We start from the raw sequence: 12,530 nt of genomic DNA on the forward strand, positions 1-12,530 counted from the left end.
TCCATCACCTCGGCACGGCCCACCACCCCCGACAAGGGGAAGCCGCCCGCCAGCGATTTGGCGGTGGTGATCAGGTCGGGGGCCACGGGCCACTGCTCGCAGGCAAACCAGGTGCCGGTGCGGCCCGCGCCGGTCTGCACTTCGTCGGCGATCAGCAGGATGCCGTAGCGGTCGGCCAGCGCCTTCAGGCCGCTGATGAATTCGGGTGGCGCCACGTAGAAGCCGCCTTCGCCCTGCACGGGCTCGAGGATGAAGGCTGCCACACGCTCGGGCTCGATGTCGTTCTTGAAGATCAGCTCCACCGAATGCAGGGCCTGCTCCACGCTGACGCCATGCAGCGCGTTGGGGAACAGCGCGTGGTACACCTCGCCCGGGAAGGGGCCGAAGCCGATCTTGTACGGCGCGACCTTGCCCGTGAGGCCCAGCGTGAGGTTGGTGCGGCCGTGGTAGCCGCCCGTGAAGGCGATCACGCCGGGGCGCTTGGTGTGGGCGCGGGCGATCTTGATGGCGTTTTCCACGGCTTCGGCGCCGGTGGTGAGCAGCAGGCTCTTCTTGGCAAACGCGCCCGGGGCCAGCGTGTTCAGGCGCTCCGCCACTTCCACATAGGGCTCATAGGCCACCACCTGGAAGCAGGTGTGGGTGTACAGATCGAGCTGGGCCTTCACGGCGGCGATCACGCCGGCATGCAGGTGGCCGGTGTTCAACACGGCGATACCGCCGGCAAAGTCGATGTAGCGGCGGCCTTCCACGTCCCACAGTTCGGCGTTCAGGGCCTTCTGGACGAAGAGTTCATGGGCCTGGCCCACGCCCCGGGCTACGGCGGCGTGGCGGCGGGTGAGGAGGGCGGCGTTGGTGAAGTGGCGGTCTTGCTGCATGGCGGTGGGCGGTTGCTGTGAAGGACAAAAAGAGGATGAAAACCAAGAATTGGGGCGAATTCTGGAAGCCGTGCTGCACAGCCGTCCATGTCCAGCGGCACGCTGTTTCATGTGCACTGTGCAGGTCTAGAATCCTGTACAGGCAATCCCTGATTTGGGGGCCGGCCACCCAAGGCACATATTCGGCCCCTGTTTTTCCCCCATCGATGCTCACTCTCAGCCCCGACCTCCAGACACCTCTGGTCAGCCAGATCGTCGATGGACTGCGGGGTCTCATCGTCGGACAGGTGCTCAAGCCCGGCAGCAAACTCCCGTCCATCCGTGCTTTTGCGGCCGCGCACGGGGTGAGCGTGTTCACCGTGGTCGAGGCCTATGACCGCCTGGTGGCGCAGGGCTGGCTGGTGTCGCGCGCCAACGCGGGCTTTTTTGTGAAGCGGCGCGGGGCGATGAAGGCGCAGCGCCCGGCGCTGGTGCGCCCGAGCGGCCCGTGCCCCGTTTTGATGCGCGCTGGTACCTCAAACAAATTTTTGAAAACCGCAACCTGCCCATGAAACCGGGCTGCGGCTGGCTGCCGCACGACTGGCTGTTTGGCGATGCGGTCAAACGCAGCATGCGCCAGCTGTCGTCCGAAGGCACGGAACTCGATGGCTATGGCCTGCCGCACGGTCTGCTGGACCTGCGCACGGTGGTGGCCGAGGCCATGGCCGAGCGCGACATCACCGCCGATGCCGAGCGCATCATGCTCACCCAGGGCTCCAGCCAGGCGCTCGACCTCGTGGTGCGCCGCCTGGTCAAGCCCGGCGACGTGGTGCTGGTGGACGACCCCGGCTACCCCAACCTGCACTTCATCCTGCGCTTTGCCGGGGCCCATGCCGTGGGCGTGCCGCGCACCGCCACCGGTTACGACCTGGTGGCGCTGGAGGCCTTGCTGGCCCAGCACCGCCCCACGGCCTTCTTCACCCAGCCGCGGCTGCAGAGCCCCACCTGCTCGGTGGCCTCCATGGCGCACCTGCACCGCCTGTTGCAGCTGGCCGAACAGCACGGCTTCATGCTGGTGGAGAACGATATCTACGCCGACATGGAGGCGGGCGTGCGCCCCTCGCTGGCCAGCCTGGACCAGCTCCACCGCGTGGTCTACCTGGGCAGCTTCTCCAAGACCATCTCGCCCAACCTGCGCACGGGCTACCTCGCGGCGCGGCGCGATCTGGTGGACGAACTGGTGCAGCTCAAGATGATCTCGGGCCTGACCTCGTCGGACATCACCGAGCGCATCACCTTCGGCGTGGTGACCGATGGCCGCTGGCGCAAGCACCTCAAGTCGCTGCGCGAGCGCCTGGCCGAGGCCCACCGCAGCGTGGGGCAGCGGCTGGAGGCTCTGGGCTTCGAACTGTTCCACGAACCCGAGGCCGGCATGTACCTCTGGGCCCGCCACCCCGACCTGCCCGACAGCGCCCTGCTCACACAGGACGCAACCGGCGAAGGCATCATGCTCGGGCCCGGCGCGCTGTTCCTGGTGGAGCCGCGGCCCACGGGCTGGCTGCGCTTCAATGTGGCGTTCTGCGCGGACGAGCGCCTGTGGCGCTTTCTGGAGCAGCGCATCGCGCTGGGGCACCAGGGCGCGCAGTAGGCCTGGCGCGCTGCGGCCTGAACTCGATGGAGAGCCAGGTGGGACGCAACTGGCGCGGCCCAGCCAGCGCCCCCGCGCAAGGGCCGCCCCGCCGCGCTGGGGGCGTCCCCTCAGGGGGAAGGCGCGAAGCGACTCAGGGGGAGCAATTACCTGTCGATGATGCGCCGCGCGAACTGCTCCAGGTAGTCCATGAGCTGGTTGGCGCCGGCCACGGCATGGGCTTCGTCGCCGCTGGCGATGCCCTGCGCCAGGTGCATGTGGGCGCGCGCGCCCTCGGTCACGTCGCCCTCGTGCTGGTAGGCGTACCAGAAGCGGCGGCACTGCACGATGAGCGGCGCCACGGACTTCACGGCCGACTGGTTCTGGCACGCCAGGTGCACGATCTGGTCGAGCCCATGGTCGGCCAGCATGTAGCCATCGAGCTCGCCGCGCTCGGCAGCGCGCACCATCTCTTCGGCGCAGCGCACGATGGACTGGCGCTGCGGCGCAGTGGCTCGGCGTGCCGCGCACGAGGCGATCAGCCGCTCCAGCACGCGGCGCGTCTGGATCACGTCCAGGTGGTCCGCCAGGTCGATGTTGGAGACCTGCAGACCGCGGCGCGGCTGCTGCACGATGAGGCCGATGGACACCATGCGCAGCAGCGCCTCGCGCACCGGCGTGCGTCCCAGGCCGGTGCTCTCTGCAATTTCCGCCTCCACCACCGGGCTGCCGGGCTGCAGCTGCAGGGTGGAGATCATGGCCTCGATGGCGTCATAGGCCACGTCCGCCGCGCGCCGCTTGGGGCCGGTGTCTTTGCGGAGGGGTGGGCTGCTGCTGGGTGTCATCGACGGAAAGTGGGCTGGTAGGGCATGGCCCCCGGGCTGGGGACCATGGGGTCTGCCCCATCTTAAATCACAGGCTGGCACCGGCCTTGCGCAGTTCGGCGATCTGCGGCGCCTTGGGTAGCCACAGCTTGTCGAACTCCTGGATGGTGGCCTCGGGGTTGAACGAGGATGCGGTCTTGAAGGCGATGGAGGTGCCCTTGAATTTCTCGATCAGGCCCGCCTCGGTGGTCACGATGTCGTTGATCTGCGCGTCCAGCGACTGGGCGGTGAGCTTGCGGATCAGCTCCTTGTCCTTGGCATCGAGCCCCTGCCAGATGCGGCCCGACACCAGTGGAGCGAAGGGCATGAACAGCGCGTTCATCTGCAGCAGGGTCTTTGCGACCTTGTCGAAGCGCTGGTTCCACGAGAATTCGATGTCTGCCTCCAGCCCATCCACCTGGCCGTTGCTCATGGCGTCGAACACCTGGGGGGTCGGAATGGGCGTGGGCGCGGCGCCCAGCATCTGGTAGAAGTCGCGGTACACCGGCGTGGGGTTGATGCGCAGCTTCATGCCCTTGAGGTCGGTGGGCACGGAGATGTCCTTGGTGGAGAACACCGCGCGCATGCCGGTGATGCCCCAGCCCAGGCCGATGGTGCCGGTCTCGCGCGGCAGCACTTCCAGGAGCTTGGTGGCGGCCGGGTGCTTGACCAGCTTGGCCACGGCGGGCGTGGAGCGCACCAGGTAGGGCGCATTGATGGCGGCGATGCTGGACACGCGCGAGCCCAGTTCGGCCGCCTGGATCCAGCCCATGTCGAGGGCGCCGGACTGCAGCTGCTGCATCATGGCGGCCTCGTTGCCGAGCTGGCCCGAGTGGAAGACGGTCAGGCTCAGGCGGCCATCGGTCTCCTTCTTGAGCGCCTCGCCGAACTGCAGCGCGGCGCGGTTCCACGAGTGGCCTGCGGGGGTGATCAGGCCCAGGCGGAATTCCTTGGCGCCTGCGCCCTGTGCGAACACGAGCGGGGCGGCAAGGGTGGCGGCAGCGGCCACGGCGTGGCGCTGTACGAACTGGCGGCGGGTGGTGGTCATGGTGGACTCTCCTGGGTCGGGGAAGGGGACGGACGGGAACGGGATGAAAAAGGGGGCGGCGCTATTCGAGCAGCGCCAGCGACAGGCTCGGAAACAGCGACAGCAGCACCAGCGCCACGCAACTGATGAGGAAGAACGGCAGCGTGACGAGGAACATCTTTCCGGGCCTGGCCCCGGTGACCGCCGAGGCGACGAAGAAGCTCAGGCCCACGGGCGGCGTCATCAGGCCCAGCACCAGGTTGATCACCACCACCACACCGAAGTGGCGCGGATCGATGTGGTAGACCTCGGTGGCAATCGGCAGCAGGATGGGCACGGTCATGATCAGCCCGGGAATGCCATCGATCACCGTGCCGATGACCAGCAGAATCACATTGGTCAGCAGCAGGAAGGTGATGGGGTCGTGCGCCACGGTCTGGATCCAGGCGGCCACCATCTGCGGCACCTTGCCGTAGATCAGCAGCCACGAGAACACGGCGGCCGCCGCCACCAGGAACAGCACCACGGCCGAGTAGATGGCCGAGCGCAGCAGGATGGCCGGCATGGCGTTGAGCCGAAATTCCTTGGTCACGTAGCGGCCCACCAGGGCCGAGGACAGCGCGCCCACGGCAGCCGCCTCGGTGGGGTTGGCCAGCCCGCCCAGGATGGAGCCGACGATCACGATCGGGATCAGCAGCGTGGGGCTGGCCAGCACGATGGTGCGGGCGCGCTGGGCCAGGGTGCGCCGTTCGCTGCGCGGGTAGTCGTAGATGAAGCCCATGAGGGCGATCACGGCGAAGAACAGCAGCGTGAGCAGCACGCCGGGGATGATGCCGGCGATCAGCATGTCGCCCACGGCCACCTGGGCCAGCACGCTGAACACCACGAACATCACCGAGGGCGGGATGATGGGCCCGAGCATGCCGCCATACACCGTGAGGCCGGCCGCAAAGGTCTTGTCGTAGCCCTGCTTTTCCATCTCGGGCACCATCACCTGCGACATGATGGCCACCTGCGCGGTGGCCGAACCGATGATGGACGACACCAGCATGTTGGCCAGGATGTTGACGTAGGCCAGACCGCCCTTGACCGAGCCGATGAAGGCCATGGACAGGTCCACCAGCCGGCGCGTGATGCCGCCGCTGTTCATGATCTCGCCGATCAGGATGAACAGCGGAATGGCGATGAGCCCATAGCTGTCCACCCCCGCGAACATCTGCATGGGAAACGACTGGAACAGCACCGTGCCGCCGGTGGCGAAGATGTAGACGATGCCCGACAGGCACAGGCACACGCCGATGGGCACGCCCACCAGCAGCGCAACCAGGAAGAAGAGGGAGGTGATCATGGAGGGGCCTTCGGGAGTCTTCAGTTCACCGCGTCGGCGCTGACCACGTCGAAGCCCGGGTGCGTGCGCCGCTCGGCACACCCCATGTCTTCGAGCAGGTTGGCCAGCGCATGCAGGCTGAAGGTGGCCGAGAAGATCGGCAGGATCAGCTGCAGCACCCAGGTGGGCCAGTTGAGCGTCTGCGTGCGCTCGGTGTAGAGAAAATTGAAGCTCTCGGCCGCGTACTCCTTGGCGTCGAAGCCGTAGCGCGCGATGCCGACCGGGTCCATCCACTGCCAGCACATCCACAGCATGGCCGCGCCGAACAGCAGCACACATGCTGTGGCCACGCCCTTGATGGCCTTCGCGGCGCGTGCACCCAATTGGTCGGTGAGCATGGTCACGGCAAAGTCCATGCGCAGCCGCGTCATGACCGACGCCCCCACGAAGGTCAGCCAGACCACCGTGTACACCGCCGCCTCGTCGATCCAGTAGATGGGCATGCCGCTGTAGCGCGTCACCACGTTGAGTAGGATCAGCGCCACCAGCAGGGTCATGAGGGCGGTGAGCAGGTGGCGCTCCATGCGCAGCAGCCAACTGGACAAATCCAGCAACCAGCGGATGGGGGCGCGTGGTGGCGCCACGGGAGGGGTGGCTGAGGTGGAAGCGGAGGGCATGGGGGTGGCTCTGTTGGAGTGGCTATGGAGGAGGAGGGATCGGCGGCACCAAAATAAATATCTTCTTAATATATGTAGAAGCAAGATGAGTGCCCGTGCCCGAAGGCGCGAACGCCCTGATCGGGTGCTTCCTGCAGCGGGGGCTCAGCCGGAGGGGGCGTCGTCGCCAGCCGCCGCCAGCGTGGCGATGCGCGCCGGCGCCAGCAGATGGCGCGGCGGCGCCGGCGTCCAGCCGAACAGGTGCTGTGTGGCGGCGCTGCAGATGCGCCCCTGGCAGGCGCCCATGCCGCAGCGCGTGTGCAGCTTGGCGTCGACCCAGCCGGTGCGGTCTGCCAGTTCGGCATGGGACACGTCCTCGCAGCGGCACACCAGGGTGTCGGGCCGGGCCAGGGTCTTGAGTGATTCGTTCAGTGCGAAGGACTGCTGCAGCGCCTGGGCAAAGCCTTCCCAGCGGCGCAGTGTGGTGTGCAGTGTGTGCACCGCGGTGGCGTTGCCTGCAGCGGCATGGCCGGCGATGGCGCCCTGGGCCAGTGCACGCTCGCTGCCGCCAAAGCCGGTGCACTCGCCAGCGGCATAGACCCCTGCCACGCTGGTGCGCATCTGGGCGTCCACCTGCAGGCCCAGGCCGCCACTCAAAGGGCCGCCCAGGGCGCAGCCCAGCAGCTGTCCCAGGTGCGTGTTGGGCACCAGGCCAAAGCCGCACGCCAGGCGTTCGCAGGCAATGGTTTCTTCGCCACGCCCCGCGCGCAGGCGCACGGACTGCACCTGGCCTTCACCGACGGCTTCGAGCACATGGCTGCCCGCACGCAGTTGCGGGTGCAGCAGGGTGAATGCCTGCACGGCCTTGGCGGGCCAGCCCGGCAGCTGCGCGGCAAAGCCTGCGAGTGCGCGCCAGCCGGCCTGCTCGGCCACCCGCACCACCCGCGCACCGGCCTGGGTGGCGGTGGCCGCCGCGGCCAGCAGCAGCGGGCCGGTGCCTGCGACCACGATGCGCTGGCCTTTGACGGGCAGCCCGGCCTTGACCAGGGCCTGCAGTGCGCCCGCGCCGGTCACGCCCGGCAGCGTCCAGCCCGGAAACGGCAGCAGCAGTTCGCGCGCACCGTTGCACAGCACGATGCGGTGGCTGTGCTGGGTCCAGCCCCGGTCGGCGTCTTCGAGCAGCAGGGCCGGAGCGTGGTCGGCCCGTTGCCGCTCGCCCAGGCCCACCACGCGCGTGCCGCACAAAAGCCGGATGTTCGCGTGCCGCGCCAGCGCCTCGCGGTGCTGGCGGGCCAATGGCGGCAGCGTGGCACCGGGTCCGTCGCGCCAGATCTGGCCGCCGGCTGCGGGGTTGTCGTCCACGACGGTGATGGCCGCGCCGCTCGGCGCCGCAGCCAGTGCCGCGGCCATGCCGGCGGGGCCGGCGCCGATGATGAGGAGGTCGCAGTGCGCGTGCGCCTGCGAACGGTTGAGTGCGTTCATGGGCACGGCCCGCCGGTATCGGTGTGGACCTGCATGCCCTCGGTGCACAGGGTCTGGCAGGCCAGGTGCGTGCGGCCGTCGATGCGCACCCGGCATTCGTGGCACACACCCATGCCGCACAGCGGCGCGCGCGGCTGGCCGGTGACGGAGCTGCGCGTGCGGCCCGGCGGCACCTGGGCCAGGGCCGCGGCCACGCTGGTGCCCGGGACGACCTGCAGGCGCACGCCATCGGCGTGGATCTGTACCGTGGCGGTGCTCATGCGATCAGGCTCCCGGCAAAACGATCAGGCGAATAGGGTGCCGGGTCGAGCGGCAGCACGGCACCGGTGATCTGTGCGGCCAGCAACTGGGCCGTGGCCGGCGCCGTGGTCACGCCCAGGCCTTCATGCCCCACGGCCAGCCACAGGTCGCTGTGGTGCGGGTGGTGGCCGATGATCGGCAGGCCATCGGGCGTGGCCGCGCGAAAACCGGTCCAGGTGCGGATGGCGTTGAGCTCGGCCAAGCCCGGCACATAGTCGAGCGCACGGCGCAGCATGCGCGCCAGCACGGCGTTGTCGATGGCCGGGTCGGTGGTGTCGAACTGGCGCGACGAGCCGATGAGCAGTTGCCCCGTGGGCCGCGGCTGCAGGTTGAAGGCCACCGAGGTGCCGTCGCTCTGGTGGGCGTTGGTGATGTAGCCCAGCTCCACCAGTTGGTGGCGCACCGTGCCGGGGTAGCGGTCGGTGATGGCCAGGTGCCCCTTCTTGGGGCGTATCGGCAGGCCGGGGCACAGGTCCGTGGCGTGGATGCCCGCGGCCAGCAGCACCGCGCCGCCCTCGCGCACGCTGCCATCGGACAGGTGCACGCGCCGGCCATCGATGCGCGCCACCTGGGCATGCTCGACGGCGATGGGCCGTGCCGCGTGCGCCAGCAGCCACTGCGCGGCGTTGGGGGCATAGACCACGCTGTCGCCGCCGACCTTGAGGGCGCCGTGCAGGCCTGGCCGCAGCGCGGGTTCCAGTTTTGCCAGGGATGGGGCGTCCAGCAGCTCGCAGGCGATGCCGTGCGCGCGCAGGCCGGCGGCCTTGGCCTCGGCGCCGGCCATTTCCTCGGCATTGGCCGCGATCCAGAGCGTGCCGCAGTTGGCATATGCGCAGCCGGGCAGGTCGGCATTCATGCGCGGACCCCAGGCGTGCCACTGGTCGAGCGAGGCCTGGCTCAGCGCCAGCTCGGCCGCGTTGTCGTCCATCACCACCAGGTGGCCCATGCCGGCCTGCGTGGCGCCGCCGCGGCGCGCATCGAGCACGCGCACCGACAGCCCGGCGTTGGCCAGCAGGTGGGCGCAGGCCGCGCCCACCATGCCGGCACCGATGACGATCACGTCCGCAGCTTGCATGGGGTGGCTGGTGGCTTAGAGGCGGATGCCCCAGGCAAAGGGGTCGTCCTGCGCGATCAGCAAGGTGGCCTCGGCGCTCATGTGGGCCGTGCCGCGCAGCGTAGGGATGATTCTGCCGGCCTGGGTGTCGGGTTCGTAGCGCGCCTCGAAGCTGCTGCCGATGATGCTCGCCTGGCGCCACACCTGGCCGGGCTGCAGCTTGCCGTCGGCCGCCAGGCAGGCCAGCTTGGCGCTGGTGCCGGTGCCGCAGGGCGAGCGGTCGTAGGCACCGCCGGGGCAGAGCACGAAGTTGCGGCTGTCGGCCACCTCGTCGTCGGCAAAGAGTTCGATGTGGTCGATCTCGCCGCCGTTGTCGCCGCGGATGCCCTGGTCCTTGAGCGCCTGCTGCACGGCGCTGGTGTAGGCGGTCAGCGCTTGCAGGTTGTCGCTGGTAACGCGCTGGCCATGCGCGCTCATCAGAAAGAACCAGTTGCCGCCCCAGGCCACGTCGCCCGTGACGGTGCCGATGCCCGGCACCGTGAGCGACAGCCCCTGGTGCAGCCGGTAGGCCGGCACGTTGCGCACGCTGACCGAGCCATCCCCGTGCAGCGTGGTCATCACCGTGCCCACGGGTGTCTCGATGCCGTGCTCGCCCGGCTGCAAGCGCCCCAGGTAGGCCAGCGAGGCCACCAGGCCGATGGTGCCGTGGCCGCACATGCCGAGGTAGCCGGTGTTGTTGAAGAAGATCACGCCGGCCGCGTTGGCCGGGTCCTGCGGCGCGCACAGCAGCGCGCCCACGATCACGTCGTTGCCGCGCGGCTCCAGCACCGTGGCGGCGCGCCAGACATCGTGCTGGCTGGCCAGCAGGGCGCGGCGCTCGGCCATGCTGCCCGTGCCCAGGTCGGGGAAACCGCCCACCACCAGGCGCGTGGGCTCGCCGCCGGTGTGGGAGTCGAGGATCTGTATGCGTTGCATGGCACTGTCGTGGGTCATGGTGGGTCGCGTGGGTTGGGGTGTGAGGATCGTAGCGGGAGCCCCGCCACGATCCCGGCAGTTTCAGTAGCTGGCGAGGGGGACGGGGGCGGCGTTCCTGAAGGTCAGCACCGTGATCGGCGCCTGCTTGAGGTTGCCCTTGTCGTCATAGGCATAGGTGCCCGCCACGCCCTGGTGGCTTGCCTGGTACATCTGCGCTCCGACCTTGGCAGGCTCCACGGACTGGGCCTTCTGCATGGCATCGGCCATGAACATCACCTGGTCGTAGTACGAGGCCGCATAGGCATCGGCATCCAGTTTGAAGCGCGCCTTGTATTTCGCCTTGAAGGCCGGGCCGCTCGCGGCCTTGTCGAGCATGGTGCCGCCCTGGGCGCAGAACACCGTGTCGTTGACGGCCTCGCCACCGAGCTTGCCGACCTCGGGGCTGCACAGCGTGTCGCCACCCAGCAGCTTGGCCGTGAGGCCCAGTTGCTTCATCTGGCGCGCCATGGGCGCCGCCTGCGGGGCATAGCCGCCAAAGAAGATGGCCTGCGGCTGCTTGCCCTTGAGGCTGGTGAGGATGGACAGGAAGTCGGTGGATTTGTCGGTCGTGAACTCCTGGCCGACCACGGTGAGGCCTTGCTTCTTGGCTTCCTTGGTGAACTGGTCGGCCACGCCCTGGCCGAAGGCGGTGCGGTCGTCGATCACCGCCACCTGCTTGACCTTGAGCACCTGGGCGGCATACACGGCCATGTTCGAGCCGATCTGGGTATCGCTGGCGATGATGCGGAACAGGTTCTTGTAGCCGCCCTCGGTCACCTTGGGGTTGGTGCCGACGGTGGACACCATGGCACCGCCGTCGCTGTAGACGCGCGAGGCGGGGATGGCCACGCCCGAGCAGTACGGCCCCATGACGAACCTGACGCCGCTGTCCACGAGCTTTTGCGCCACGCTCACGCCGGTGCGGGCGTCGCACTGGTCGTCTTCGGACACCAGCTCGAACTTCAGGGGCTTGCCCCCCACCACGATCTTCTTCGCATTGAGCTCCTCGACGGCCAGGCGCACGCCGTTCTCGTTGTCCTTGCCCGCAAACGCATTCGGGCCCGACAGCGGGCCGCTGTGGCCGATCTTTACGACCTGCTCCTGCGCGAACGCCGGTGCCGACAGCAGCACAAGGGCTGCCAGCGCCGAGGGGGTCATGAATCTGGATGTCATGGGAAGCCTTTGAGAAGAGGAGAAGAGGAGGGGAGTGGGGGAAGGCGGGCTGTCAGGCGACCGACTGGTACTCGGTGGGGCGCGTGTCCAGCGCTTTCTTCACGACGCGCTCGATGAAGGCGCGTTCCTCGCCGATCAGCGGCAGCCGCGGGCGGCGCATGTGCTCGGTGCCCACGCCCACCAGCACGTCGATGAGCTTGAGGTTCTGCACCAGCTTGGTCGATACGTCCAGGTGCAGCATGGGCGTCATCCATTGGTAGAGCTTCAAGGCTTCGGCAAAGCGGCCGGCCTTCATCAGGTCGTACAGCGCCACGGTTTCGCGCGGGAAGGCGCAGCCCACGCCGGCCAGCAGGCCGTCGCAGCCCAGCGCCAGGCCTTCGTAGGCCAGGTCGTCCACGCCCAGGAAAAGCTGGTAGCGGTCGCCCACGGTGTTGCGCAGGTCGGTGATGCGGCGGATGTTGTCCGTGCTCTCCTTGATGGCGGCGATCCACTCGCAGTCGGCCAGCTCCAGCATGTGCTCGGGCTTCAGGTCCACGCGGTAGGCCACGGGGTTGTTGTAGACCATGAGGGGCTTCTGCGCCACCTTGGCCATGGCGCGCACATTGGCCATGGCTTCGCGCGCATCGGCCACGTAGATCACCGAGGGCATCACCATGTACCCGGCCACACCGAGCTTGTTGCCGCCGTCGATGTAGCGCAGCGCCTCGCGGGTGCTGGTCTCCGACACGTTGGCCAGCACAGGAACACGGCCGTCGGCAGCGTCGAGCGCGATCTTGGCGACCTGCAGCTTCTCCTCCAGCGTGAGGGTGCTGGCTTCGCCCAGCGAGCCGCAGGTCACGAGGCCGTGGATGCCGTTGCGGATCTGGAAATCGATGTGGCGCGCCGTGCCTTCGGCATCGATGCTCTCGTCGGCGTGGAACTTGGTGGTGATGGCGGGGAAGATGCCTTGCCAGCGGGGATTGCTCATGGATGGACTCCTGGTAAGAAAGAAGAAAACAACGAAAAGGACGGAAAACAGGCGAGGGGTTGGGGCGGGGTGGAAGTTTTAAATATATTAAGAAAATATTTGAAATATCTTGTCAGGGTATTTAGCAGCTTGCGTGCCAGCCGGATTTGCGCTTGCGTGCCCTGTGCGCAAGGAGAAGGCAGGGGC

11 protein-coding genes and 1 pseudogene are annotated in these 12,530 nt (G+C 68.2%); 1 reads left to right on the forward strand and 11 read right to left on the reverse strand.

The window, feature by feature from the left end; all coding sequences use genetic code 11:
• Nucleotides 1-875: aminotransferase class III-fold pyridoxal phosphate-dependent enzyme (locus tag U5N23_RS30190; RefSeq protein ID WP_322596378.1), on the reverse strand; the 875-nt coding region annotated here is incomplete at its 3' end.
• A 206-nt stretch (nt 876-1,081) separates the two neighbouring features.
• On the opposite strand from U5N23_RS30190, the pseudogene U5N23_RS30195 reads away from it, so the two are divergent.
• Nucleotides 1,082-2,502: pseudogene (locus tag U5N23_RS30195) on the forward strand (PLP-dependent aminotransferase family protein).
• 146 nt (nt 2,503-2,648) lie between these two features.
• Here U5N23_RS30195 and U5N23_RS30200 read toward each other — a convergent pair.
• The 10 genes from U5N23_RS30200 to U5N23_RS30245 all read right to left on the reverse strand — a co-directional run bounded on the left by U5N23_RS30200 (nt 2,649) and on the right by U5N23_RS30245 (nt 12,344).
• Nucleotides 2,649-3,326, reverse strand: coding sequence for a GntR family transcriptional regulator (locus U5N23_RS30200; protein ID WP_322595585.1), 678 nt, complete (start codon nt 3,324-3,326; stop codon nt 2,649-2,651).
• Nucleotides 3,327-3,393: 67 nt separating this feature from the next.
• On the reverse strand, nt 3,394-4,392 hold the full coding sequence (locus tag U5N23_RS30205) for a TRAP transporter substrate-binding protein (protein ID WP_322595584.1): 999 nt from the start codon (nt 4,390-4,392) through the stop codon (nt 3,394-3,396).
• Between the two features lie 61 nt (nt 4,393-4,453).
• Entirely contained in the window at nt 4,454-5,719 is a 1,266-nt protein-coding gene (locus tag U5N23_RS30210) for a TRAP transporter large permease (RefSeq protein ID WP_322595583.1), read from the reverse strand.
• A 20-nt stretch (nt 5,720-5,739) separates the two neighbouring features.
• The gene (locus U5N23_RS30215) at nt 5,740-6,375 is read right to left on the reverse strand and encodes a TRAP transporter small permease (protein ID WP_322595582.1); all 636 of its coding nucleotides are present in this window, start codon (nt 6,373-6,375) and stop codon (nt 5,740-5,742) included.
• Nucleotides 6,376-6,519: 144 nt separating this feature from the next.
• Entirely contained in the window at nt 6,520-7,836 is a 1,317-nt protein-coding gene (locus tag U5N23_RS30220; protein WP_322595581.1) for an FAD-dependent oxidoreductase, read from the reverse strand.
• Entirely contained in the window at nt 7,833-8,096 is a 264-nt protein-coding gene (locus U5N23_RS30225; protein WP_322595580.1) for a (2Fe-2S)-binding protein, read from the reverse strand. Before U5N23_RS30225 ends, U5N23_RS30220 begins: the two co-directional genes overlap by 4 nt.
• On the reverse strand, nt 8,093-9,211 hold the full coding sequence (locus U5N23_RS30230) for an FAD-dependent oxidoreductase (RefSeq protein ID WP_322596379.1): 1,119 nt from the start codon (nt 9,209-9,211) through the stop codon (nt 8,093-8,095). Before U5N23_RS30230 ends, U5N23_RS30225 begins: the two co-directional genes overlap by 4 nt.
• Nucleotides 9,212-9,226: 15 nt before the next feature.
• Nucleotides 9,227-10,165, reverse strand: a complete 939-nt coding sequence (locus tag U5N23_RS30235) for a 4-hydroxyproline epimerase (protein ID WP_322596619.1) — start codon at nt 10,163-10,165, stop codon at nt 9,227-9,229.
• Between the two features lie 81 nt (nt 10,166-10,246).
• Nucleotides 10,247-11,377 carry a branched-chain amino acid ABC transporter substrate-binding protein gene (locus tag U5N23_RS30240; RefSeq protein WP_322596380.1) on the reverse strand — a complete coding sequence of 377 codons (1,131 nt, stop codon included), beginning with the start codon at nt 11,375-11,377 and terminating at the stop codon, nt 10,247-10,249.
• 52 nt (nt 11,378-11,429) lie between these two features.
• Nucleotides 11,430-12,344, reverse strand: coding sequence for a dihydrodipicolinate synthase family protein (locus tag U5N23_RS30245; protein ID WP_057203768.1), 915 nt, complete (start codon nt 12,342-12,344; stop codon nt 11,430-11,432).
• Nucleotides 12,345-12,530 lie beyond the last annotated feature (186 nt).

Source organism: Acidovorax sp. (genome assembly GCF_034519795.1).
Taxonomy (GTDB): Bacteria; Pseudomonadota; Gammaproteobacteria; order Burkholderiales; family Burkholderiaceae_C; genus Acidovorax.

What these genes read in the sequence shown, in the direction of transcription:
- U5N23_RS30200 (WP_322595585.1), bottom strand. Translation starts at nt 3,326, where the DNA reads ATGACACCCAGCAGCAGCCCACCCCTCCGCAAAGACACCGGCCCCAAG.
- U5N23_RS30235 (WP_322596619.1), bottom strand. Translation starts at nt 10,165, where the DNA reads ATGCAACGCATACAGATCCTCGACTCCCACACCGGCGGCGAGCCCACG.
- U5N23_RS30220 (WP_322595581.1), bottom strand. Translation starts at nt 7,836, where the DNA reads ATGAACGCACTCAACCGTTCGCAGGCGCACGCGCACTGCGACCTCCTC.
- U5N23_RS30230 (WP_322596379.1), bottom strand. Translation starts at nt 9,211, where the DNA reads ATGCAAGCTGCGGACGTGATCGTCATCGGTGCCGGCATGGTGGGCGCG.
- U5N23_RS30245 (WP_057203768.1), bottom strand. Translation starts at nt 12,344, where the DNA reads ATGAGCAATCCCCGCTGGCAAGGCATCTTCCCCGCCATCACCACCAAG.
- U5N23_RS30240 (WP_322596380.1), bottom strand. Translation starts at nt 11,377, where the DNA reads ATGACATCCAGATTCATGACCCCCTCGGCGCTGGCAGCCCTTGTGCTG.
- U5N23_RS30205 (WP_322595584.1), bottom strand. Translation starts at nt 4,392, where the DNA reads ATGACCACCACCCGCCGCCAGTTCGTACAGCGCCACGCCGTGGCCGCT.
- U5N23_RS30215 (WP_322595582.1), bottom strand. Translation starts at nt 6,375, where the DNA reads ATGCCCTCCGCTTCCACCTCAGCCACCCCTCCCGTGGCGCCACCACGC.
- U5N23_RS30210 (WP_322595583.1), bottom strand. Translation starts at nt 5,719, where the DNA reads ATGATCACCTCCCTCTTCTTCCTGGTTGCGCTGCTGGTGGGCGTGCCC.
- U5N23_RS30225 (WP_322595580.1), bottom strand. Translation starts at nt 8,096, where the DNA reads ATGAGCACCGCCACGGTACAGATCCACGCCGATGGCGTGCGCCTGCAG.